We start from the raw sequence: 20,013 nt of genomic DNA on the forward strand, positions 1-20,013 counted from the left end.
GCGCCGGGTGGCGGTCAGCGGTAGTAGTACGGGGCGGCGAACGCCGGCGGGGGCGGCGGGGCCAGCGAGACGGGCACGGGCACCACCGGCGTGGCCGGGGCGTCGAGGACCCGCACGACGCCGTCGGGGAAGGTGATGTGGTAGCGCGTGCCGTCCCACACCGCCCGCGGCGACTGAGGGTCGCGGCCGACGAAGACCTGGCGGTACGCGTCGAGCGCGGTCAGCAGCTGCCGCTCCTCGGCGAGCGCCTCCATGCGCCGCTTCGGCTCCTTGTCCAGGCCGCGATGGAGGCCGTCGCGCAGGAGGGCCAGCCGCGTCGCGTCGAACTGGAACGCCCGCATCGCCTTGGCGCCCGCGTCGCCGGCGACCCGCTTGGCCCAGCGGCGGGCGGACAGGCGGCGGCCGAGCGTGCCCAGCGCGGCGACCTCGGGCGGCGAGAACCATCCGGCCCGGGCATATTCGCCGAGCACGCGCTCGGTCAGCTTGCCCTCGTTGGAGCGCAGCCACAGGGCGAAGCCGACCATGCACAGGAAGATCGGCATCATGACGGCGAAATAGCCGTAGAGCAGGACCCACGCGCTCGTCGACGCCGTCACCGACATGAGGTTCCACGAGCCGTGCAGCATCATGGCGACCAGCAGGCCGGCGAGCGGGGCGAGGAAGCGCACCGGCCGGGCCGAGGAGCGCGAGGCGAACCCGAGGCCGATGCCGGTCATCGAGGTGAACAGCGGGTGGGCGAACCCGGTCATGAGGATCCGCACGATGAAGATGCCCACCAACGCCGCGGCCCCGGTGACGGGTCCGGACTTGTCGGCGGCCTCGCCGTAGCCCTTGAAGCCGAGGTACAGGATGTTCTCGACCATCGCGAACCCGGTCGCGGAAAGTCCACAGTAGACGATCCCGTCGATGATGCCGGAGAACGCGCGCGGGCGGCGCCAGAACAGCAGCACCGGGCCGAGCGCCTTCATGCTCTCCTCGATCAGCGGCGCGACGATCACGGCGACCAGCGCGTCGGAGAGCCCGGCCTTCTCGGCGAAGTAGGAGCCGGCGGTGTTGACCACCAGGGCCACCCCGGTCGCGACGAAGGCACCCCAGCCGAAGACGAAGACGAGGTACTTCACCGGCTCCGGCTCGTACCGATCCAGCCACAGGAAGCAGGAGACCAGCACCGGCACCGGGATCACCGCGGAGGCCACGCCCACGACCAGCGCCGTCCACCCGCCGCTGAAGCCGAAGAACGCGAGCACGGCGACGCCGCAGGCCGCGATGAAGCCCATGACGCCGATCAGCGTCCAGAGCCGGCGCCGGTCGGAGCGCTTCGCGGGCGGGGCGGCGGCCAGGGCGAGCGCGGCCGTCGGGTATTCCTGGCGGCCCGTCGGCGGCTCGACCGCCTCGGTCACGTTGGGCACCGCGGGCGCCATCGCCGGGCCGGACGACTGCCCGGCCGGGATCTGGGGCGTCATCGGCCGGCCCCACTCGGCACCGGGCGCCGGCTGTCCCCAGGCGGTCGGAGGGGCCGACGCCGGCTCGACGGCCGGCGGCGCGGAGGCGGGCTGACTCCACGCCGGCCGCCCCCACTCGGGCTGCGCGGCCGGCGGGGCCGAAGCGGGCTGCGCGGCCGGCGGGGCCGAAGCGGGCTGCGCGGCCGGCGGGGCCGAAGCGGGCTGCGCGGCCGGCGGGGCCGAAGCGGGCTGCGCGGCCGGCGGGGCCGAAGCGGGCTGCGCGGCCGGCGGGGCCGAAGCGGGCTGCGCGGCCGGCGGGGCCGAAGCGGGCGGGGCCGAGGCGGGCTGCGACGGGGAGGGCTCCGGGTTTGAAGGCGAGCCCCAGCCGGAGGGTGTCGCCGGAGCGCTCGGGGAGGCCCACGGGGACGCGCCCGGCGGCGAGGCGGCGGGCGGCCCGGACGCGGGCTCGGGCGAGGACGGCGTCCCATTCGGCGGGAGATCGCTCATGGGGCAACTTTATCCGCGGTACGGTCATGTCAGGTCATGAGTGCCAGCGCACAGCCCCGGCTTGCTGGCCGGCAACCCTCGCGTTCGCGGCGGGGTGCCCCGGGTGATGACCCGGCCCGGCACGCGGTGTGCCGGGCAAGCGCGAGCGAAAGGGCTGCCCTGTGTCCGAAATTCTCACGCCCGGCGAGGTCAAGCTGTCCGACGGGCGCAGCGTCGACTTCGCCAACCTCGACGTCGCCGCGACCGCCCCCTGCCTGCGGGTCGTCGCCGACGCCGTCGCGGACCTGCTGCCCTACTACGGCAGCGTCCACCGCGGCGCGGGTGCCCTGTCGGAGCGCTGCACGCGGGAGTACGAGCAGGCGCGCGAGACCGTCGCGGACGTCCTCGGCCACGGCCCGGGCGACACGGTGATCTTCACGCGCAACACCACGGACGCGTTCAACCTGCTCGCGCGGGCGGTCCCGGCGGGCACCACGGTCGTCACGTTCGATGCCGAGCACCACGCCAACCTGCTGCCCTGGCGCGACGCGATCCGGCTGCCGGCGCCCCGCACGCCGCGGGAGGCCGTCGAGGCGCTGGAGCTGTGCCTGTACCAATTGCGGAACCCCAACGTCCTCGTCAGCGTCACCGCGGCGAGCAACGTGACCGGCGAGGTGTGGCCGGTGGAGGCGCTGGCCGAGGTCGCGCACCGCCACGGCGCCCGGATCGCCGTCGACGCCGCGCAGCTCGCCCCGCACGCCCCCGGGCGGCTCGCCGGGCTCGGCGCGGACTACGTCGCGTTCTCGGGGCACAAGCTCTACGCGCCGTTCGGGGCGGGCGTGCTCGCCGGGCGGGCGGACTGGCTCGACGCGGCCGAGCCCTACCTGGCCGGCGGCGGGGCCAGCGCCCACGTCCCCGGCGACGGGCCCACGCGCTGGGCCACCGGCCCGGCCCGCCACGAGGCCGGCACCCCCAACCTCCTCGGCGCGGTCGCCCTCGCCACCGCGCTGCGCGCCCTGCGCGACCGCGACCTCGCCGGCGACCTCGCGGGCACCGAGCAGGCGCTGCTGCACCGGCTCCGCGCCGGGCTCGCCGCGCTGCCGCACGTGGAGGAGCTGCGGCTCTTCCCCGCCGACGCGGCGCGGGTCGGCATCGTCTCCTTCGCCGTGCGGGGCCGCGACCCGGGTCAGCTCGCGGTGTCGCTCGGCCGCGACCACGGCATCGGGGTGCGCACGGGCCTGTTCTGCGCGCACCCGCTGACGAACCGCCTGCTGTCCGAGGCCACGGCCCGCCTGACCGGCGAGGCGTCGCCGGAGGTGGCGGCAAGCTGCGAGCCGGGGGGCGGGCAGGCCGTCCGGGCCAGCTTCGGCATCGGCACCACCGAGGAGCACATCGACCGGCTGCTCGCCGCCCTGCAGTGATCCCGACATATACGAAATGTCCGATAAGTCGCGGCGCGTAGCGCCCGACTTATCGGCCCAGCAGGAGGTCGCCGCGGGCCGAGACGCGGTCGAGCACCACCGATGGGGTCAGGCCGGCGGCGGTCAGCTCGCCGGCCTCGACCTCGTCCCACGCCAGCGGGGCGCTCACGGTCGGGGTGGGGCCGGCGCGCAGGGAGTACGGCGCGACCGTCGTCTTGAACGCGTTGTTCTGGCTCCAGTCGATGAACACCTTGCCGGGCCGCAGCTGTTTCGCCATCTTCGCGACCACGAGCCGCGGGCGGGCGCGGGCCAGCTCCTCGGCGACCGCCTTCGCGTAGGCGCTCACCTCGTCGGCCGTCTCGCCGCCGGGCAGCGGCACGACGAGCTGCATGCCCTTCTTGCCGGAGGTCTTCGCCGCGCACTCCAGGCCGTCGGCGGCCAGGCGCTCGCGCAGCACCAGGGCCACCTCGAAGCACTCCGGCAGCCCCGCGGGCGGGCCGGGGTCGAGGTCCACGACGAGCTGGTCGGGGTCGAGCGGGCGGCCCTCGGCGTCGACCCGCCACTGCGGCGTGTGCAGCTCCAGCGCCGCGAGGTTGGCCAGCCACACGACCGTCGCGAGCTCCTCGACCACGATGAAGTCGATCTGCTCGCGGCCCTTCGAGGAGCCGGGGACCGGCAGCCGGACGGTCCGCACCCACTCCGGCGTCCCGGCGGGCGCGTTCTTCTCGAAGAAGCCGTCGCCCTCGACGCCGTTCGGGTAGCGGGTGCGGGTCAGGGGGCGGTCCCGCAGGTGCGGCAGCAGTGTGGGGGCGATCCGGGTGTAGTAGTCGAGGACCTCGCCCTTGGTGAAGCCGGCGCGCGGGTACAGCACCTTGTCGAGGTTGGAGATGTCCAGCCGGCGGCCGTCGACCTCCACGTGAATCCGGTCAGGCATCGCGGACCTCCTCGGCGCTGAGGTCCGGCCGGATGCGCAGGAAGCGCGGGAAGCGCAGCCGGCCGTCGCGCGTGCGGTGCCCGAACTTCACCTCGACCACCAGGTGCGGGTCCACCCACACGGCGCCGCGGGCGTCCTCGCGCGGCACCGACGCGCCGAACGGGTTCCGGCCCGTCGAGAGGGGCTCGAGGGCCGCCAGCAGCGAGCGCTCGGACGCGCCGGAGATGCCGCCGCCCACCCGGCCGCGGTAGGCCAGCCCGCCCGGGACCGGCACCCCGACCAGCAACGCGCCGAGCGCGCGCTTGCCCGGCCGCCAGCCGCCGACCACGAACTCGCAGCTCTCCTCGAGCTTCACCTTGATCCAGTCGGGCGTACGGACTCCCGGGTGGTACAGCGACTCCGCCCGCTTCGCCACCACGCCCTCGAGCTTGTTCTCCAGGCTCGCCGCCACGGTCGCCGGGCCGTCGTCGAACGACGGGGGCACCATCGCGCGGGAGCCGAGCGGGAGTGCTTCGAGGCGTTGGCGGCGGGTGCGGTACGGCAGCCCGACGAGCTCGTCGCCCTCCGCGCGCAGGGCGTCGAAGACGAGGTACGTCACCGGCACCGTGGCCGCCAGGCGCGCGGCCCGGTTCGGCTCGCGCACGTGCATGCGCTCGGCGAGCACCTGGAACGACGGCTGCCCGGCCTCGTCCATGGCCACCACCTCGCCGTCGAGCACCGAGTCGGCCAGGCCCCGCCCGACGCCGGCGAGCTCCGGGTAGGCGGCCGTCACCTCGGCCCCCGAGCGCGCGAAGAGCCTGGTCACGCCCTTGCGCACGACGGCGATCGCGCGGATGCCGTCCCACTTGAACTCGTACGCCCAGCCGGGTCCGGCGGGCAGGGCACCGGGCGAGGCGAGCATCGGAGCCGGCGCAGCTGCCATGCTCCACACGATAGTTCGCCTGCGAGTTCCTCGCGCCCGGCTCGAAACGATGCGAAGCTGAAGATTGCATGGTCGATACGCTGCGGAAAGGATCCTCATGCGCGCGATCTGGAAGGGCGCGGTCTCCTTCGGGCTGGTCTCGATCGCCGTCCGCCTCTACTCGGCGACGGAGGAGAAGGACATCCGCTTCCACCAGGTGCATCGGGACGACGGCGGGCGGATCAAGTACAAGCGCGTCTGCTCCGTCGACGGCGAAGAGGTCGCCTACGACGACATCGCCAAGGGCTACGACCTGGGCGGCGGCGAGATGGTCATCCTCACCGACGACGACTTCTCCGACCTGCCGCTGACCACCAGCCGCGCGATCGAGGTGCTGGAGTTCGTGCCGACCGAGCAGGTCGACCCGATCCTGTACAACAAGGCGTACTACCTGGAGCCGGAGCAGACCGCGGCCAAGCCCTACGCCCTGCTGCGCGACGCCCTGACCAACGTCGAGCGTGTGGCGATCGTGAAGGTGGCCCTGCGCCAGCGCGAGCAGCTGGCGACCCTCCGCGTGCGCGACAACGTGCTGGTGCTCAACACCATGATGTGGCCGGACGAGATCCGCGCGGCCAAATTCGACATCCTCGACGAGGACGTGACCGCCCGCCCCGCCGAGCTCGCGATGGCCGGCTCGCTCATCGAGTCGATGGCGGCCGACTTCGACCCGAGCGCCTACACCGACAACTACCGCGAGGCGCTGCAGGAGGTCATCGACGCCAAGGTCGCCGGGCGCGAGGTCGTGCAGCCGGAGGAAGCCGAGGAGGCCCCGGCCGCCGCGGTCGACCTGATGGCCGCGCTGCGCGCCTCGGTCGAACGGGCCCGGGCCGCCCGCGGCGAGGAGCCCGCCGCGTCCGAGGAGGAGAAGGCGACGCCGATCAAGAAGGCGGCGGCGAAGAAGGCGACACCGGCGAAGAAGGCGACGAAGGCGGCGCCGGCCAAGAAGGCCCCGGCGAAGAAGACGGCCGCGAAGAAATCCGCGTGAAGTAGACGGTCGCGGACGCCCGGTCGAGCAGCAGCCCGCCGCCGACGTCGAGCCAGTGCGGCGCCGGCGGGGCGAACGGGCGCAGGTCGGCCGGGATGTCCGGGGCGGCCACCGCGGGGCCGTCGGGCGCGGCGGCGGCGCGCTCGGGGGTGAGGACCGCGAGGCCGTTCATCTCGTAGTCCATCGGGCCGATCTCGGGGCAGCTGCGGGCGCGGGCCTCGTGCTCCTGCCAGTGCACGGACCGGATCGGGCGCAGCTGGGGGTACAACTGCTCGATCCTCGCCTGTTCCGTGAAGACCGAGGTCTTCGGCGGCCTGGTGAGGTCGGGGCAGCCCGCGAGCCCCGGCACCCAGTCGCGCAGTGCCAGGGCCACGCCGCAGATCGCGATCACGCAGGCCGACAGCGCCGCGGTGATCGCCAGCGCTCTCTTGGCCGGGCGGGTCACCCGTTGATCTGTACCACCTCGAGGGAGCCGCCCGCATAGTCGGACCGCACCCGCTTCTTGTCGAACTTGCCGACGCTCGTCTTCGGCACCGCCTCGATGAACGACCAGCGCTCGGGCAGCTGCCAGCGGGCGACCTTCTCGGCGAGGAACTCGCGCAGGGTCTCGGCGTCGGCGGTGGCGCCCTCGCGGAGCACGACCGTCGCGAGCGGGCGCTCGCCCCACTTGTCGTCGGGCACGCCGACCACGCAGGCCTCGAGCACCGCGGGGTGGCCCATGATCGCGTTCTCGAGATCCACCGAGCTGATCCACTCGCCGCCGGACTTGATGACGTCCTTGGCGCGGTCGGTCAGGGTCAGGTACCCGTTCGGCGTGAGCGTGCCGACGTCGCCCGTGCGCAGCCAGCCGTCCTCGAACTTGTCCGGGTCCGGGCCGTCCTCGCCGATGTACTGCGAGGTGATCCAGGGCCCGCGCACCTGCAGCTCGCCGACCGCCTTGCCGTCGCTGGGCATCGCCTCGCCGCCGGGGCCCACGATGCGGCCCTCGACGCTCGCCGGGATGCGGCCCTGGGTGTAGCGGTACGACCACGCCTCCGGGTAGTCCACGCCGTGCGGGGCCCGGGCGATGGAGCCGAGCGGGGACATCTCCGTCATGCCCCACGCGTGGATGACCTGGATGCCGTACCGGTCCGCGTACGCGTGCATGAGGGCCGGCGGGCAGGCCGAACCGCCGATGACGACCTCCTTGAGCGAGGAGACGTCGGTCGGGTTCGCGTCGAGGTAGGCCAGCAGGTCCGAGAAGATCGTGGGCACGGCCCCGGCAAACGAGGGCTTCTCGACCTCGATCATCTTGGCCAGCGGCGCGGCCTGCAGGAACCGGTCGGGCATGAGGAGCTGGGCGCCGCTCATCAGCGCGGCATACGGCAGGCCCCAGGCCATCGCGTGGAACATGGGCACGATGGTCAGGTTGCGCATCTGCGGGCCGAGTCCGAAGCTCTCCGCCATGCACACCTCCATCGAGTGCAGGTAGATGGAGCGGTGGGAGTAGGCGACGCCCTTGGGGTTGCCGGTCGTGCCGCTGGTGTAGCACAGCGCCGCCGCGTCGTCCTCGTCCACGACCGGCCAGTCGAACGTGTCCGGCCGGCCCGCGAGCAGCCCGTCCCACGAGTGCACCTCGACGCCGTCCTTGACCAGCTTGGACGTGTCGCCGGCGCCGACCACGACGATGTGCCGCACGGTGCTCAGGTGCGGCAGCACGCCGGCCAGCAGCGGGATCAGCGTCGAGTCGACGATGACCACGCGGTCCTCGGCGTGGTTGGCGATGTAGATCAGCTGTTCGGGGAACAGGCGCAGGTTGAGGGTGTGCAGCACGGCGCCCATGCTCGGCACCGCGAGGTAGGCGACCAGGTGCTCGGCGTTGTTCCACATCAGGGTGCCGACGCGCTCGTCGCCGGTGACGCCGAGCCCGCGCAGGGCGTGGGCCAGGCGGGCGGCCTGGCGACCGATCTCGGCATAGCTCGTGCGCCGGGCGCCCTCGCCGGTCCAGGTCGCGACGTCGGAGTCGCCGTGGACGGTGGAGCCGTGCTGCAGAATGCGGGAGATCAGGAGGGGTGTCTTCATCATCGTGCTGCGCATGACAGCAAAGCTAATGTGCGCTGCGCCACAATGAAACCCGCGAGTAACAATATGTCCGGACGCGCAGTGCGTCCGGACATATCGGCTTACAAGAGGGTCTGCCTAGAACGCGGCCACCTTGGCCTCCATGTCGGACGCGTCGGTCGTCTCGGCCTGGGTGGCGCCCTGCAGCGCCTTGTTCGGCAGCGCCACGGTGATCAGGGTGCCCAGCAGCGCGACGAACGCGGCCGCCAGGAACACCGGGTGCAGCGCGTTGACGAAGAGGTGCTCGACCATCGCCAGCTGGGCCGGGGGCAGCGAACGCACCTGGGCCGGCGCGTTGATCGACACGCCCCCGCTCGCGCCGCTGAGCTTGCTGTTCATCACCGCGCCGAGCGCCGCGACGCCGACGGAGCCGCCGAGCGAGCGGAAGAAGGTCGCCGCGGAGGTGCCGGCGCCCATGTCGCGCAGCTCGAGGGAGTTCTGCACGGCCAGGATCAGCGGCTGCATCGCCAGGCCCAGGCCCACGCCGATGACGGTCATGTAGATGAACGCCTGCCACAGCGGGGTGTCGACCTGCAGCGTCGTGAACAGCAGCAGGCCGGAGCCCATGACGACCGTACCGGCGACCGGGAACCACTTGTAGCGACCGACCCGGGAGATGATCCGGCCGGACACGATCGACGTCACGATGACGCCCGCCATCATCGGCAGCATGAGCAGGCCCGAGCGGGTCGGGGTGGCGCCCTTGACGATCTGCAGGTACAGCGGCACGTAGATGATCGAACCGAACATCGCGAAGCCGAGGATGAACGTGGCCGTGTTGGACAGCGAGAACGTGGCCCGCTTGAACAGCCGCAGCGGCAGGATCGGCTCCTCGGCCCGGCTCTCGGCGAACACGAACAGCACGGCGAGCACGACGAACCCGGCGAGCAGGCCGAGGATCTTGGCCGAGTCCCACGCGTAGCCCTCGCTGCCGCCGAGCGACAGGGCCAGCAGCAGCGCGCTGGAGCCGGCCACCATGAGCGTGGCGCCGAGGTAGTCGATGCGGTGCTCGCGGCGGGTGTGCGGGACGAGCCGCAGCACGCGGGCGCACACGAACAGGGCGAAGATGCCCAGCGGCACGTTGATGTAGAAGATCCAGCGCCAGTCGTGCTCGGCGAAGTAGCCGCCGACGAGCGGCCCGGCGACCGAGGAGATGCCGAACACGGCACCGAAGAGGCCCTGGTAGCGGGCCCGCTCGCGGGGCGCGACGACGTCGGAGACGATCGTGAACGCGAGCGTCATGAGACCGCCGGCGCCGATGCCCTGCAGGGCCCGGGTCGCGATGAGCTCGGTCATGTTCTGCGAGAGGCCGGCCAGCAGCGAGCCCGCCAGGAAGGTCGCGATCGCGAACAGCAGCACGGGGCGGCGGCCGTAGAGGTCGCTGATCTTGCCGTACAGCGGCGTCGACGCGGTGGAGGCGAGCAGGTATGCGGTGACGACCCAGGAGTAGTGGTCGAGGCCGCCGAGGTCACCGACGATCGTCGGCAGCGCGGTGCCCACGATCGTCTGGTCGAGCGCGGCGAGCAGCATCCCGGTCATGAGACCGCCCATCAGCAGCAGAATCTGCCGGTGGGCGAGGGTGGGCCGGGTCTGTTGCTCCGGCGCGGCGGTGGTCATCGACAATCCCTCTCTTGCGGAAGCCTCTCCGCGATCGACTCGTTCAGCCGGGTGAACAGCGCGGCGAACTCCGCGCGCTGCTCCGGCGTCCAGTCCGCGAGCAGTTCCCGCCAGATGGACAGCCAGCGGTCGCGGTTCTCGGCGAAGACCTCGCGGCCGAGGTCGGTGACCTCGACGAGGCTCGCCCGCTTGTCCGACGGGTCCTGGGCCCGGCCGATGAGCCCGGCGCTCTCCAGCGCGGCGACCTGCCGGCTCACGGTGGACAGGTCGAGGCTCACCTCAGCGGCGAGCGCCGACAGCCGGAACGGTCCGTCGACCGCGATCCGGCTCAGCAGGACGTAGGCCGGGCGCTCGAGGCCGCGACCGGCGTCGTTCCACTTGAGGGTGGCGAAGAGCCGCTCGGACAGCCGGATGAACCGGCCGACCTGCCGCCCGATGGCGGCGTGCTCGCTGTCCTCGTACACGCGCTCCCCCGAAACTCGATACTTGCTTGCCACAAGCATCGGTTTCGAGGGCGGTCGACTTCAAGCTATTTCTGCGTGATGCGCGGCACGCCAGAGCATGGCTCGGGTCCGCGGGGGTGCGGACCGTCGCTCCCGCCAGACACCGCTGGGCGCTGGCGCGCCGACGCTGCCAGGTCCGCGGTTGGTCGCGGTGAGCCGGATATCAGTCCGTGCGCGCCGCTGTTCGGCGGGCCTTTTCACCGACGCCGCCGGGTCCACGGTCGCCACGGTCAGCGGGATGCCAGTCCGTGCGCGCGCCGGGTCCTCGGTTGGTCGCGGTGAGCCGAGTGCCGGTCCGTGCGCGCCGCTATTCGGCGGGGCCGAACTCGTAGCGGTCCGCGGGGTAGGCCTTCTCGCCGACGACGAGCACGGGCACGCCTTCCTGCATGCTGTGCTCCTTCTTCTCCGCCGGCGTGGGCATGCGGGCGGTCACGACCTCGCCCGCGTGCAGCCAGATGCGCTCGCGCGGCTGGATGGCGCGAACCCGGCTGCGGTAGCCGCGCTTGCTCTCGACGAGACCCTCGCTGCGCAGGTGCGCCATCGCGTCTCGGATGGTGTCGCGACCGACATCATGCTCCTCGGCGAGATACTTCTCCGAGGGCAGCAGACTTCCCGGCGGCAGTTCACCGCTGATGATCTGTTGCCGAATCACGTCCGCGACCTGCCGATACAGCGACAGGCCGGAACTCCGGGAGATCATGCTGGCGACCATACGAAGCGAAATCGGCAGGTTACTACCTGGCCTTATGGCCCACGGACACTTGGTGCTACTATCACCGTAGCGCGAGGCCGGGCTGGGCGGTCAGGCCTCGCGCTACCCGGACCGGGGTGCGGCGGCCGTCCAAACTGCTGCGAGCCGCGCGGTCGCCGCACCCCCCGAGCAGCCCGATGGAGGCCGCGCGATGCAGGACGACGAGGAAGAGCTGAGCCCGATCGTGTCCCTGGACCTGCGCGCGATCACCGCGGTCATCACCGAGGACGAGGGCGACCCGATCCTGCTCATCGACGACGGCGACGTGCAGATCGAGTTCGCGTCCGGCATGAGCGGCAGCTGGGAGCACGCCATCATCGGCGCCCAGCGGGTGGCGTCCGCGGCCCTGGAGTTCGCCGCCGTCCTCCGCCGCCGCCCGATCCACCATTAGCCCCGGCACCGCCCGCCCAACGACCAGCCGCGCACCGCTCGCCCAACCGCCACCGCCCGCTCAACGACCGGCCCCGCATCGCCCGCCCAACCGCCACCGCCCGCTCAACCCGTCGCCGCCGCCGCCGCTCGATCCACTACCAACCCCCACACCGCCCGGCCAACCGCCGCCGCCCGCTCAGCCCGCCGCCGTCGGGGCCGCCCGATCAGCCCGCCGCCGTCGCGGCCGCCCGATCGACCGCTGGTCCCGCGCCGCCCCGCTCAGCTGCCGCCCCACTCGGGCGGCTTTTTGCTCTGGCGCACAAAAAGACGCCGCCCGGGCAGCCTCGGTGTGAGGCCGCACGGGCGGCGAAGGGGTTGCGAGGGGTCTTGAGGGGCCTCAGGCCGCCGAGCGCCGGCGGGAGAGCATCACGAACATCCGGCCCGCGACGAGGACGAACGCGGCGGGCGAACCGGTCACCGGCAGGCCGTCGCCGCCCGAGCCGCCGCCCGAGCCGCCGCCCGAGCCGCCGTTCGAGCCGCCGCCCGAGCCGCCGCTCAGGCCGCCGAGCGCCGGCGGGAGAGCACCACGAACATGCGGCCCGCGACGACCAGGAGCAGGCCCGCGCCGAGGACGAGCGCGGCGCGCGAACCGGTCACCGGCAGGCTGTCGCCGCCGCCCGAGCCGCCGCTCACGCCGCCGTAGCCGCCGCCGTTCGAGCCGCCGCCCTGGCCGTAGCCGCCGGACGACGGCGACGCCGCGGCCGCCTCCAGCTGGCAGACGCCCAGGTCCAGGATCGTGGTCTGGTCGGTCTGGTCGCCGTAGCCGCCCGACTTCCACTTCGTGCGCACGATCAGCTTCACGCGGACCGAGTACGCCTTCGCGTAGAGGCCGGACGCGCTCGTCTGCTTCTCCACCGAGCCGAGCTCGACGCGCAGCACGACGGCGCGGGCCGGGCGGGCCGAGCGGCCCTCGGTGTCGCGGACCGTGGACTGACCGCCGCCGACGACCGGCAGGCCGGGCAGCAGGCCCGCGAGCAGCGACTCCGGGATCGCGGTGGCGCCGGCGATGGTGCCGGACAGGGCGCTCGTCGCGCCGCCGAGCAGGTCCAGCAGCGGCAGGCCGGCGACCGGGAGGTTCTCGGCGCGGCCCAGGTCCTCGGCCTCAGTACGGGAGTTGCCGTCGACGGGGACGACCACGTCGATGTGGGAGCCGGCCGAGTCGACCTTCAGCACGTCGCGGCCCGGCACGCGGACCTCGAGCACGGGCGCCTTGTAGTCGACGGTCTTCTTGGCCCCGGCCGTGACGGTCAGGCTCGGCGGGCTGACGACCCGCACGCCGATCGCGGACGGGCCGCCGGCCAGGAGCGTGAAGTCGGCGATGCCGCCCGTGGCCGTCGCCTTCGCGGCCGTCTTGCCGTCGAGCTTGTCGACCCCGGTCGCGGTCGAGCTCTGGATCGCGCCGAAGCGCAGCAGGGCGCGGCCGCCGCGGCCGGGCAGCACCGCCAGGCCGGCCAGGCGGGCGTCGGCGGTGGCTTTGGGGCCGGCCGCCGCGGTGCACTGGGCCGCGTCCTGCCACGTGGCGTGGGCGCGCAGGCCACCGGTGCCGGCCTGGAGCACGCCGAGGTTGACGCCCTGGACGGGTACCGTCGCCGCCTGCTCGTGCGGCGGGGGCGCCTGCTGGTAGGCGCTGGGGCCGATCAGGCCGGGCGGGAGCACGCCGCTGCTCTGGATGTAGCGCGCGTCGGCCGCGGCCCGGGCCGGGCCGCCCGCGAACCCGGAGTGCGCGGTGGCGGTGCGCAGCTCCGGCAGCGGCGGCGTGTTGAGCCCGATGCCGCGCAGGTCCAGCCCGCCGATCGCGAGCGTGTTGGCGGCGGCCGTGGCGCCGAAGCCCTCGGGGCAGCCGGAGCTCTCCGGCGCGCCCGCCGAGGCGGGAGCCGCTAACGCGACCGGGCTCACTGCTCCGAGGACCCCAGCGGCGGCGAGGGCGACGATCAGTCGGGCTGTTTTTGGGCGCGCGGAAGCTACAGGTGCCGTCATAGCGATGAGGTCCTCCGAGACCGGGGAGTACGGGAGCAAGCCCGTCAGGGCGTGCCACTGCTGCGCCCAACGAGGCCTTCCCAGCCGGAGTTACGCCACTCTTTGGGGTCTCATCCGCACTAGTAACGGCGAAAGCTACGAGATAGGTACGGGGTCGCTCAAAAGTGTCGAGTCGGACTTTTCCCCACTTTTCCCGTCATCTGATCGCGGGCCGTAGGCGCCCGGCGTGACCCGCGTTACTGTGATCGCCATGGGCATGCTGTGCGCGGTGAGCTTCAATCGCTACGGCCGGCTGTTCTACTTCGACCCCGGCGAGCTGCGCCCCCAGGTGGGTGACCGCGTGCTCATCCCGACCGACGACGGGCCCGAGGTGGCCGAGTGCGTCTGGGCCGCCCAGTGGGTCACCGAGGAGACCGAGGGCTTCCCGCGCCTCCTCGGCCTGGCGGGCGACGACGACCTGCGCCGCGACGAGCTGCTGCGCAAGCGCAAGGCCGAGGCCAAGGTCGCGGCGAAGCGCCTGATCCGCGACCACGAGCTGCCGATGAAGGTCGTGGCAGTAGACCACGTGCTGGACTCCGCGGGCGGGCAGGGCGCGCGGACGACCATCTACTTCACCGCACCCCACCGGGTGGATTTCCGTTCCCTGGTGCGGGATCTGGGCGCGACCCTGCACTGCCGGGTCGAGCTGCGGCAGCTCTCGGCGCGCGACTCGGCCCGCGTGCAGGGCGGCATCGGCTCGTGCGGGCGCGACCTGTGCTGCGCCACGTTCCTCAACGACTTCGAGCCCGTGACCATCCGCATGGCCAAGGACCAGGACCTGCCGCTCAACCCGCTGCGCATCTCGGGCGCCTGCGGGCGGCTCATGTGCTGCCTGAAGTACGAACATCCCCTGTACGTCTCGTTCCAGGCGACGGCCCCCGCCGTCGGGGCACGGGTGAGCACCCCGGACGGCGAGGGCCGCGTGGTCGGGCACAGCGTGCCGCGGGACTCGGTCGTCGTCCGCATGGACGCCGACGGCTCCCGCTGCTCCTGCAGCCGGGCGTCGGTGTGCGGATCGCGCCAGGCGTACGAGGAGCGGCACGGCTAGGAGGGCTGCACCCCAGGCGAGTGAGCCGCCGACGTAGCCCGGAACCGCCGCCGCGTCCACATAGGACGTCGCGGCGCCGCCATCTATAGACATCAATGTTCCGGCCCACGGGCGGGGCCGTCCCGAGCACCGAGGGACTGATAGAAGGCCTACGGTGACCAGCCGCGGACCTGGCAGCGTCGGCGCGCAGCGCCGAGCGTTGTCTGGCGGGAGCGACGGTCCGCACCACGGCGGACCCGAGTCATGGTCTGAAAAGTTTCGGAACTCGTTGCCAGCCCGGCGGGGCCGTGGTGGGGTGGCGCCCGTGACGAAGGTGCTGGTGGTCAGCGGGGCCGGGCACGCGCTCGCCGAGCTCGACATCACGGAGCTGCTCGCGGCCGGCGAGCCCGACGCGGCCATCGCGCACCGGCTGGCCCTGGCCGAGAAGACCGTCCGCAACCGGGTCAGCCAGATCTACCTGAAGCTGCGGGTGAGCAACCGCACGGAGGCGATCGTCCACTGGCTCAGCCGCACGGGCTCCCGTTGAGCGTGAACGCGGACGGGCTCGGGTTGGTGCCCTGCCAGATGCCCTGGACGCCGAAGGTCAGCGACGCCCCCGCGGCCAGGGTCGGCTGGTCACCGGTCGGCCGCACGACCACCCCGGTGCCGCTCTGCGCGGCGATCGCGTTCCAGTAGCTGGTGACCTTCTGCCCGGCCGTGTAGTCGAAGCGCAGCGACCAGCCCTGCATCGGGGCCCCGGTGAGGTTGGTCAGGGTCACGTCGGCGACGAAGCCGGGGCTCCACTCGCTGCGCTTGACGTAGGCGACCCGGCAGGTGCGCTGCTCGACCACGGTCGGGCCGGTCGTCGGGGGCGGTGCGGCCGGGCCGCTGGTCCCCGCCGCGCCGGACGGGCGGCCCGAGGAGCCGCGGGACGGGGTGGCGGCCGGGCTCCCGGTCGCGCCGGAGCGCCCGGGCGACGCGCCGCCGGCGGCCTGGGCGGTGGCCGGGCCGCGGGTGGCGTTCGGGTCGAAGGGCAGCTGCCCGTCGTCGGCGGCCAGCGGCGAGGTGAGGCCGCCGGGTGCGGTCAGGAGGGCGACGACGGCGAGCGGTACGACCGCCGCCGCCATCGCCGCGCCCAGCCGGACGCGCCACGAGGGCAGGGCCGCCCCGACGGCCATGGCGGCCGGGACGGTGGCGGTGATCCTGGTGCCGCCACCCGGGCGCGACCAGACCGTCAGCTGCCCGCCGCAGACGCGGGCCCGCTCGCGCATGCCGGCGATCCCGCGACCGGTGGCGGCCGGCGGGGTGAAGCCGGCGCCGTCGTCGCGGATCTCCAGCGTGATGCCGTCGCCGTCGCGCTCCAGCGTCACGGCCACCGTCTCGGCCCGGGCGTGGGCGGCGACGTTGGCCAGCGCCTCGCGGAGGATCCAGCACAGCTCGATGCCGGCCTCGGGCGCCGCGGCGCCGGTCTCGTCCAGGCCGGCGCTGTGCAGGATGACCCCGACGCCGGAGCGCTGCGACCACTCGTGGGTGATCGCGGCGACCAGATCCGGCAGCGCGGCGTCGGTGGGGTCGGCGCGGGGCTCGCGGATCGCGGCCAGTTCGAGGGTCTCGGCCAGCGAGGCGTGCATCTCGGCCTGTAATCGCGCCCGCTCGGCCGCGGCCGCCTCGGCGCGCAGCCGCCGGTCGCGGGCCGACCAGCGCCGCCACGCGTGCATCGCGACCCACGGCAGCGCCCCGGCGAGCCCGACCGCGACCTTGGCCGCGACCCCGTCGGCGAAGACCAGCAGGGCGAGCCCGAACACCGCCCCGGGCCAGCCCAGCAGGGCTCCGGCGGTGGAGGCGGCCGCGATGAGCAGGATCGCGGCGGGGAGGGGGGCCAGCGCGGTCGCGGCGATCGCGGCCGCGACGGCCACGACGAGCGAGACGCCGAGGCGGAGGCGGAGATGGGCACCCATGGCCCGTGCAGTATCACACCTCCGGGCCCCAGACCTCGGACTCGTAGCGTGACAGGTCGCCTGCGGGCAGCCATCGCTGCAGCTCGGAGGCCGCGAGGGGGCGCGCGAAGTAGAAGCCCTGGGCCTTGTGACAGCCCAGCAGCGTGAGCTCGCGAGCCTGGGCCTCGCTCTCCACGCCCTCGGCGACCGTGTCCAGGTGCAGGATCTGGCCGAGGCGCAGCACCGCCTGGGCGACCGCGCCGCCGCGGGAGGTGCCGTCGAGCTCGGCGACGAAGCCGCGGTCGAGCTTGAGCACGTCGACGGGGAGGCGGGCCAGGTACCGCAGGGACGAGTACCCGGTGCCGAAGTCGTCGAGCGCGATGCGGATGCCGGCGTTGGAAAGCACCGCGAGCTGCGCGACCGAGGCCCGCTCGCCGATCACCGCGCCCTCGGTCACCTCGAGCACCAGGTTGCCGGGGAAGAACCCGGTCCGCTCCAGGATGGCCAGCACCTGCGCGGCGAAGCCGTCGTCGTCCAGCTGCCGCGGCGAGACGTTCACGTTGAGCTGGAGCGCCGGCAGCCGCCGCTGCCAGAGCGCGGCCCGGGTCGAGGCCTCCTGCAGCACCCAGCGGCCGAGGTCGCCGATGACGCCGATGCGCTCGGCGAGCGGGACGAACGCGTCGGGCTCCAGCGTGCCACGCTCGGGGTGGGCCCAGCGCACGAGCGCCTCCACGCCGGCGAGGTCGCCGTCGGGCAGGGCCACGATCGGCTGGTACAGCAGCCGCAGCTCGCCCTTCCCCACCGCCTCGCGCAACTGTCCGGCGAGCGGGCCGGCCGCGACGGAGGCGGGCTCGTAGCAGGCCCACGGCGCGCCGTCCGGGCGGCTGCGCGCCTCCTGCAGCGCGAGGGCGGCCCGGCGCAGCAGGTCGTCGGCGCCGTACTCCCCGGGCGCGGCCACCGCGATGCCGATGCGCGCGGGCCCGGCCACGGCGATGCGTCGCGCGACGGCCTCGGCGTTGTCGACGCTGCGGATGTGCAGCACGGCCGCGAACTCCTCGCCGACGCGGCCGACCGGATCGTCGCGCAGCACGCTGCGGCGCATGAGCTCGTCGAAGTCGTCGAGCGCGGCCCCGGGCCGCTCGGGGCCGACGAGCAGCACCGCGGTGCTGCGGCCCTCGCGCGCACCCCGGCTCAGCGCCGCGGCCACGGCCTCACGCATCCCGGCGTCCCGACTCCACCCCGTCCTGATCGGCCGGGCCGAGGCGAACCTGACTGTAAAAGACCCGACCGCATCAAACGCACCGGCCCGCGCATCCGCAGCACGAGAACACCCGACACGAGGAGGGCCGATCCCATGGCCTGGCGCGCTGCGAAGTCCATCCTCGCCCTGTTCGAGCAGCTCCAGCGGGCCGCGCCACGGGCCGCCCCGCCCGCGACCGACCCGGACTCCTGGGGCCTGAAGGGCGACGCCAAGCACGACCCGACGAGCGACCACACGCCGCACGACTTCTCCGGCTGGGGCAGCCAGATCGTGACGGCCGGGGACTTCCCCAACGTGCCCAGCCTCGGGCTGGACGCGCACAAGGTGCTCGACGACATCCGGCGGGCCCGGGACCCGCGGGCGAAGTACGGCATCAGCAACGACCAGATCTTCAGCAACCACCCGGTCCGGCAGGACGGCGTGGACTACCCCGCGTGGACGTGGCGGCCGTACCTGCCCCACGACCCGAAGCGCGACCGGCACCGCGAGCACGGGCACCTGTCCGTGGTCGGCGACCGGCGCGCCGACGGCACCCAGGCGTGGCCCACCCTCGGCGCCGGCGCGCGGGCATTCGAGGAGGAGGACGAGGACATGGGCGCTTCATTCGGGCCGATCCAGCTCGGGCCGGACCAGACGTCGCTGACCATCCCGCCGGTGCAGGGCGGCATCGCCGACCCGCGCAAGGTGTGGCTCAACGTGGGCGCCGACAGCGGGGCCGACGCGTTCACGCTGCGCATCTGGGGCAGCCGGGGCGACGGGAACTGGTTCGCGATCGACGCCGGCGGCAGCCAGAACGGCCTGCACACCCTGAAGTCCGGGGTGGTGCTGTCGATCGAGCTGGCGGCCGGGCTGCGCATCCTGTCGCTGACGCGCATGCCGGCCGATGCCGGGCACCCGCCCTTCGCGGGCTCGATCTCCGCCTGCTTCGAGCGCGGCTAGGGCCATGGCAAAGGGCCCGGGACCTGGGTCCCGGGCCCTTGTCGGAGCCGCCTGACGGAATCGAACCGTCGACCTATTCTTACTGACCGTGACGGTCGTGGGGTTGTCATTGCTGGCCGGTAGTTGGCGTTGACCTGCATAGACGCCGCCGCGCGGTGGTCGTTGCTTGTCGCTGGTTGTCGACGTTGGGATGGGGTTTTCGAGGGGTAAACGGGGGCGTTGGTCGGACAGCCGGGGCGCCAGCCACCAACCAGGTTCAGCCGTCGGGCGACTCGGAGCCAGCGCAGGCTGGTGCTGCCGGGGGCATTTTCTCGCGGCGAACCGCAGGCTGGAGTTACAACATGAGCGGCTGCGTCGACTACCTACCGAGACCCGAGGGGCGGGTCGTGAAAGTAGGGGTCATGAGCACAACGGAGACGACTTCGTCGTCCTCGGTCGACGTCGACCTGGTTGAGGTCGACGAGGAAATCAGCCACGACGAGCGCGAGCGCCGGCGCAAGCGCGCGTACCGGGTGGAGGTGCGCACCCCGGCCGGGTTCACCGCCGGCTTCCGGGTGCACTCGGGTGAGCGGGTGGAGACGTTGGCCCGTCACGCCGAGCGGCACTTTGTCGCCCGCGGTGAACTCGCGCCGGGCAACTACCGGCTGGAGTTGCTCAGCGGCGGCACCACCGTTCCGCTGACGGCGTCGGCGACGCTGGAGGAGTCGGGCATCGTCGCCGGCTCCGTCTGCGTCCTCGTGATCGCCGACCCGCAGGTGGACGGGTGACACTGCACCCTGCGCTGCGCGCCGAGCTCCTCGACGATGAGCTCGGCGTCGCACGCGCCCGTCTGGGTGATCGGGTAGCGGGCATCGAGCGCCGCGACGCTCTGATTTGCATTCCCTTGACCGCCTCGGACGGCAGCACCGTCTTCCTCACGCTCGACGGCAGCGGCTACGACGCCGAGCCGTTCGGGTTGAGCATCACCGACCCGGACGGCTCCGTCGCGGCGCTGCCGCGCTGGCCGGGACAGCTGGCGCACGGCATGCACTCCGTGTTGGACCGCCCGTTCGCGTGTATCCGCGGCTGTGCCGAGTACTACGCCTTTCCTGGCCACCATCAGGACCGCTGGGACACCGTACGCGCGACGCTGCGGCTCGCGGAACTGCTCGATCACGCATTGCGAAAGGCCGGTTGTCCGTGAGCGCCTTCCGTGTACTGC

General features: G+C 73.3%; 19 protein-coding genes and 1 riboswitch. Of the genes, 8 read left to right on the forward strand and 11 right to left on the reverse strand.

The genetic code is table 11. The annotated features are described in order from the left end of the window. Positions 1-14 precede the first annotated feature (14 nt). A complete protein-coding gene (locus tag AC6JBM_RS40710; protein WP_497979133.1) occupies positions 15-1,463 on the reverse strand; it encodes a PrsW family intramembrane metalloprotease in 1,449 nt (482 codons plus the stop codon). Positions 1,464-1,981: 518 nt separating this feature from the next. Beyond that, positions 1,982-2,097, forward strand: a riboswitch (SAM riboswitch). 22 nt (positions 2,098-2,119) lie between these two features. Between AC6JBM_RS40710 and AC6JBM_RS40715 the strand changes: the two genes are divergently transcribed. Further along, positions 2,120-3,349: an aminotransferase class V-fold PLP-dependent enzyme gene (locus AC6JBM_RS40715; RefSeq protein WP_497986641.1), complete on the forward strand. Its 1,230-nt coding sequence runs from the start codon at positions 2,120-2,122 to the stop codon at positions 3,347-3,349. Positions 3,350-3,398: 49 nt separating this feature from the next. Here the strand turns inward: AC6JBM_RS40715 and ligD (AC6JBM_RS40720) are convergent, their stop codons facing one another. Both ligD (AC6JBM_RS40720) and ligD (AC6JBM_RS40725) read right to left on the reverse strand, forming a co-directional pair. After that, entirely contained in the window at positions 3,399-4,283 is an 885-nt protein-coding gene (gene ligD, locus AC6JBM_RS40720; RefSeq protein ID WP_497979134.1) for a non-homologous end-joining DNA ligase, read from the reverse strand. Further along, positions 4,276-5,205: a non-homologous end-joining DNA ligase gene (gene ligD, locus AC6JBM_RS40725; RefSeq protein ID WP_497979135.1), complete on the reverse strand. Its 930-nt coding sequence runs from the start codon at positions 5,203-5,205 to the stop codon at positions 4,276-4,278. Before ligD (AC6JBM_RS40725) ends, ligD (AC6JBM_RS40720) begins: the two co-directional genes overlap by 8 nt. Positions 5,206-5,302: 97 nt before the next feature. Between ligD (AC6JBM_RS40725) and ku the strand changes: the two genes are divergently transcribed. Continuing rightward, a complete protein-coding gene (gene ku / locus AC6JBM_RS40730; protein ID WP_497979136.1) occupies positions 5,303-6,229 on the forward strand; it encodes a non-homologous end joining protein Ku in 927 nt (308 codons plus the stop codon). Here the strand turns inward: ku and AC6JBM_RS40735 are convergent. The 5 genes from AC6JBM_RS40735 to AC6JBM_RS40755 form a co-directional block, all read right to left on the reverse strand. Continuing rightward, on the reverse strand, positions 6,123-6,674 hold the full coding sequence (locus AC6JBM_RS40735; protein ID WP_497979137.1) for a hypothetical protein: 552 nt from the start codon (positions 6,672-6,674) through the stop codon (positions 6,123-6,125). The genes ku and AC6JBM_RS40735 overlap by 107 nt on opposite strands. Continuing rightward, the gene (locus AC6JBM_RS40740; RefSeq protein ID WP_497979138.1) at positions 6,671-8,305 is read right to left on the reverse strand and encodes a long-chain fatty acid--CoA ligase; all 1,635 of its coding nucleotides are present in this window, start codon (positions 8,303-8,305) and stop codon (positions 6,671-6,673) included. The genes AC6JBM_RS40735 and AC6JBM_RS40740 overlap by 4 nt, the downstream gene beginning before the upstream one ends. A 102-nt stretch (positions 8,306-8,407) precedes the next feature. Continuing rightward, complete coding sequence (locus AC6JBM_RS40745) at positions 8,408-9,946, reverse strand: MDR family MFS transporter (protein WP_497979139.1); 1,539 nt, start codon at positions 9,944-9,946, stop codon at positions 8,408-8,410. Further along, the gene (locus AC6JBM_RS40750; protein ID WP_350612320.1) at positions 9,943-10,410 is read right to left on the reverse strand and encodes a MarR family winged helix-turn-helix transcriptional regulator; all 468 of its coding nucleotides are present in this window, start codon (positions 10,408-10,410) and stop codon (positions 9,943-9,945) included. Before AC6JBM_RS40750 ends, AC6JBM_RS40745 begins: the two co-directional genes overlap by 4 nt. A 346-nt stretch (positions 10,411-10,756) precedes the next feature. Then, entirely contained in the window at positions 10,757-11,161 is a 405-nt protein-coding gene (locus AC6JBM_RS40755) for a winged helix-turn-helix domain-containing protein (protein WP_497979140.1), read from the reverse strand. 190 nt (positions 11,162-11,351) lie between these two features. On the opposite strand from AC6JBM_RS40755, the gene AC6JBM_RS40760 reads away from it, so the two are divergent. Then, positions 11,352-11,591 (forward strand): hypothetical protein, encoded by a 240-nt coding sequence (locus tag AC6JBM_RS40760; RefSeq protein ID WP_497979141.1) that lies wholly within the window; start codon positions 11,352-11,354, stop codon positions 11,589-11,591. A 536-nt stretch (positions 11,592-12,127) separates the two neighbouring features. Here AC6JBM_RS40760 and AC6JBM_RS40765 read toward each other — a convergent pair. Further along, a complete protein-coding gene (locus AC6JBM_RS40765; protein ID WP_497979142.1) occupies positions 12,128-13,528 on the reverse strand; it encodes a hypothetical protein in 1,401 nt (466 codons plus the stop codon). A gap of 331 nt (positions 13,529-13,859) precedes the next feature. On the opposite strand from AC6JBM_RS40765, the gene AC6JBM_RS40770 reads away from it, so the two are divergent. Both AC6JBM_RS40770 and AC6JBM_RS40775 read left to right on the forward strand, forming a co-directional pair. Continuing rightward, the gene (locus tag AC6JBM_RS40770) at positions 13,860-14,696 is read left to right on the forward strand and encodes a PSP1 domain-containing protein (RefSeq protein ID WP_497986642.1); all 837 of its coding nucleotides are present in this window, start codon (positions 13,860-13,862) and stop codon (positions 14,694-14,696) included. 304 nt (positions 14,697-15,000) lie between these two features. Then, on the forward strand, positions 15,001-15,222 hold the full coding sequence (locus AC6JBM_RS40775; RefSeq protein WP_497979143.1) for a LuxR C-terminal-related transcriptional regulator: 222 nt from the start codon (positions 15,001-15,003) through the stop codon (positions 15,220-15,222). Here AC6JBM_RS40775 and AC6JBM_RS40780 read toward each other — a convergent pair. Next, on the reverse strand, positions 15,200-16,633 hold the full coding sequence (locus AC6JBM_RS40780; protein WP_497979144.1) for a cellulose binding domain-containing protein: 1,434 nt from the start codon (positions 16,631-16,633) through the stop codon (positions 15,200-15,202). The two genes, AC6JBM_RS40775 and AC6JBM_RS40780, sit on opposite strands and share 23 nt — an antisense overlap. A 13-nt stretch (positions 16,634-16,646) precedes the next feature. Then, the gene (locus AC6JBM_RS40785; protein ID WP_497979145.1) at positions 16,647-17,831 is read right to left on the reverse strand and encodes a putative bifunctional diguanylate cyclase/phosphodiesterase; all 1,185 of its coding nucleotides are present in this window, start codon (positions 17,829-17,831) and stop codon (positions 16,647-16,649) included. Between the two features lie 135 nt (positions 17,832-17,966). Here AC6JBM_RS40785 and AC6JBM_RS40790 point away from each other — a divergent pair, with 135 nt between their 5' ends. From AC6JBM_RS40790 to AC6JBM_RS40800, 3 genes are all read left to right on the forward strand, one after another. Continuing rightward, on the forward strand, positions 17,967-18,812 hold the full coding sequence (locus tag AC6JBM_RS40790; protein WP_497979146.1) for a hypothetical protein: 846 nt from the start codon (positions 17,967-17,969) through the stop codon (positions 18,810-18,812). 401 nt (positions 18,813-19,213) lie between these two features. After that, the gene (locus AC6JBM_RS40795; protein WP_497979147.1) at positions 19,214-19,579 is read left to right on the forward strand and encodes a hypothetical protein; all 366 of its coding nucleotides are present in this window, start codon (positions 19,214-19,216) and stop codon (positions 19,577-19,579) included. Beyond that, positions 19,576-19,995: a hypothetical protein gene (locus AC6JBM_RS40800; protein ID WP_497979148.1), complete on the forward strand. Its 420-nt coding sequence runs from the start codon at positions 19,576-19,578 to the stop codon at positions 19,993-19,995. The genes AC6JBM_RS40795 and AC6JBM_RS40800 overlap by 4 nt, the downstream gene beginning before the upstream one ends. Positions 19,996-20,013 lie beyond the last annotated feature (18 nt).

The organism is Dactylosporangium thailandense, assembly GCF_059739745.1.

Excerpts from the sequence above, each read along its gene's own strand:
- AC6JBM_RS40710 (WP_497979133.1), bottom strand. The coding sequence starts at position 1,463 with ATGACGCCCCAGATCCCGGCCGGGCAGTCGTCCGGCCCGGCGATGGCG.
- ligD (WP_497979134.1), bottom strand. The coding sequence starts at position 4,283 with ATGCCTGACCGGATTCACGTGGAGGTCGACGGCCGCCGGCTGGACATC.
- ligD (WP_497979135.1), bottom strand. The coding sequence starts at position 5,205 with ATGGCAGCTGCGCCGGCTCCGATGCTCGCCTCGCCCGGTGCCCTGCCC.
- ku (WP_497979136.1), top strand. The coding sequence starts at position 5,303 with ATGCGCGCGATCTGGAAGGGCGCGGTCTCCTTCGGGCTGGTCTCGATC.
- AC6JBM_RS40740 (WP_497979138.1), bottom strand. The coding sequence starts at position 8,305 with ATGCGCAGCACGATGATGAAGACACCCCTCCTGATCTCCCGCATTCTG.
- AC6JBM_RS40745 (WP_497979139.1), bottom strand. The coding sequence starts at position 9,946 with ATGACCACCGCCGCGCCGGAGCAACAGACCCGGCCCACCCTCGCCCAC.
- AC6JBM_RS40755 (WP_497979140.1), bottom strand. The coding sequence starts at position 11,161 with ATGGTCGCCAGCATGATCTCCCGGAGTTCCGGCCTGTCGCTGTATCGG.
- AC6JBM_RS40760 (WP_497979141.1), top strand. The coding sequence starts at position 11,352 with ATGCAGGACGACGAGGAAGAGCTGAGCCCGATCGTGTCCCTGGACCTG.
- AC6JBM_RS40770 (WP_497986642.1), top strand. The coding sequence starts at position 13,860 with ATGGGCATGCTGTGCGCGGTGAGCTTCAATCGCTACGGCCGGCTGTTC.
- AC6JBM_RS40780 (WP_497979144.1), bottom strand. The coding sequence starts at position 16,633 with ATGGGTGCCCATCTCCGCCTCCGCCTCGGCGTCTCGCTCGTCGTGGCC.
- AC6JBM_RS40785 (WP_497979145.1), bottom strand. The coding sequence starts at position 17,831 with ATGCGTGAGGCCGTGGCCGCGGCGCTGAGCCGGGGTGCGCGCGAGGGC.
- AC6JBM_RS40790 (WP_497979146.1), top strand. The coding sequence starts at position 17,967 with ATGGCCTGGCGCGCTGCGAAGTCCATCCTCGCCCTGTTCGAGCAGCTC.
- AC6JBM_RS40795 (WP_497979147.1), top strand. The coding sequence starts at position 19,214 with ATGAGCACAACGGAGACGACTTCGTCGTCCTCGGTCGACGTCGACCTG.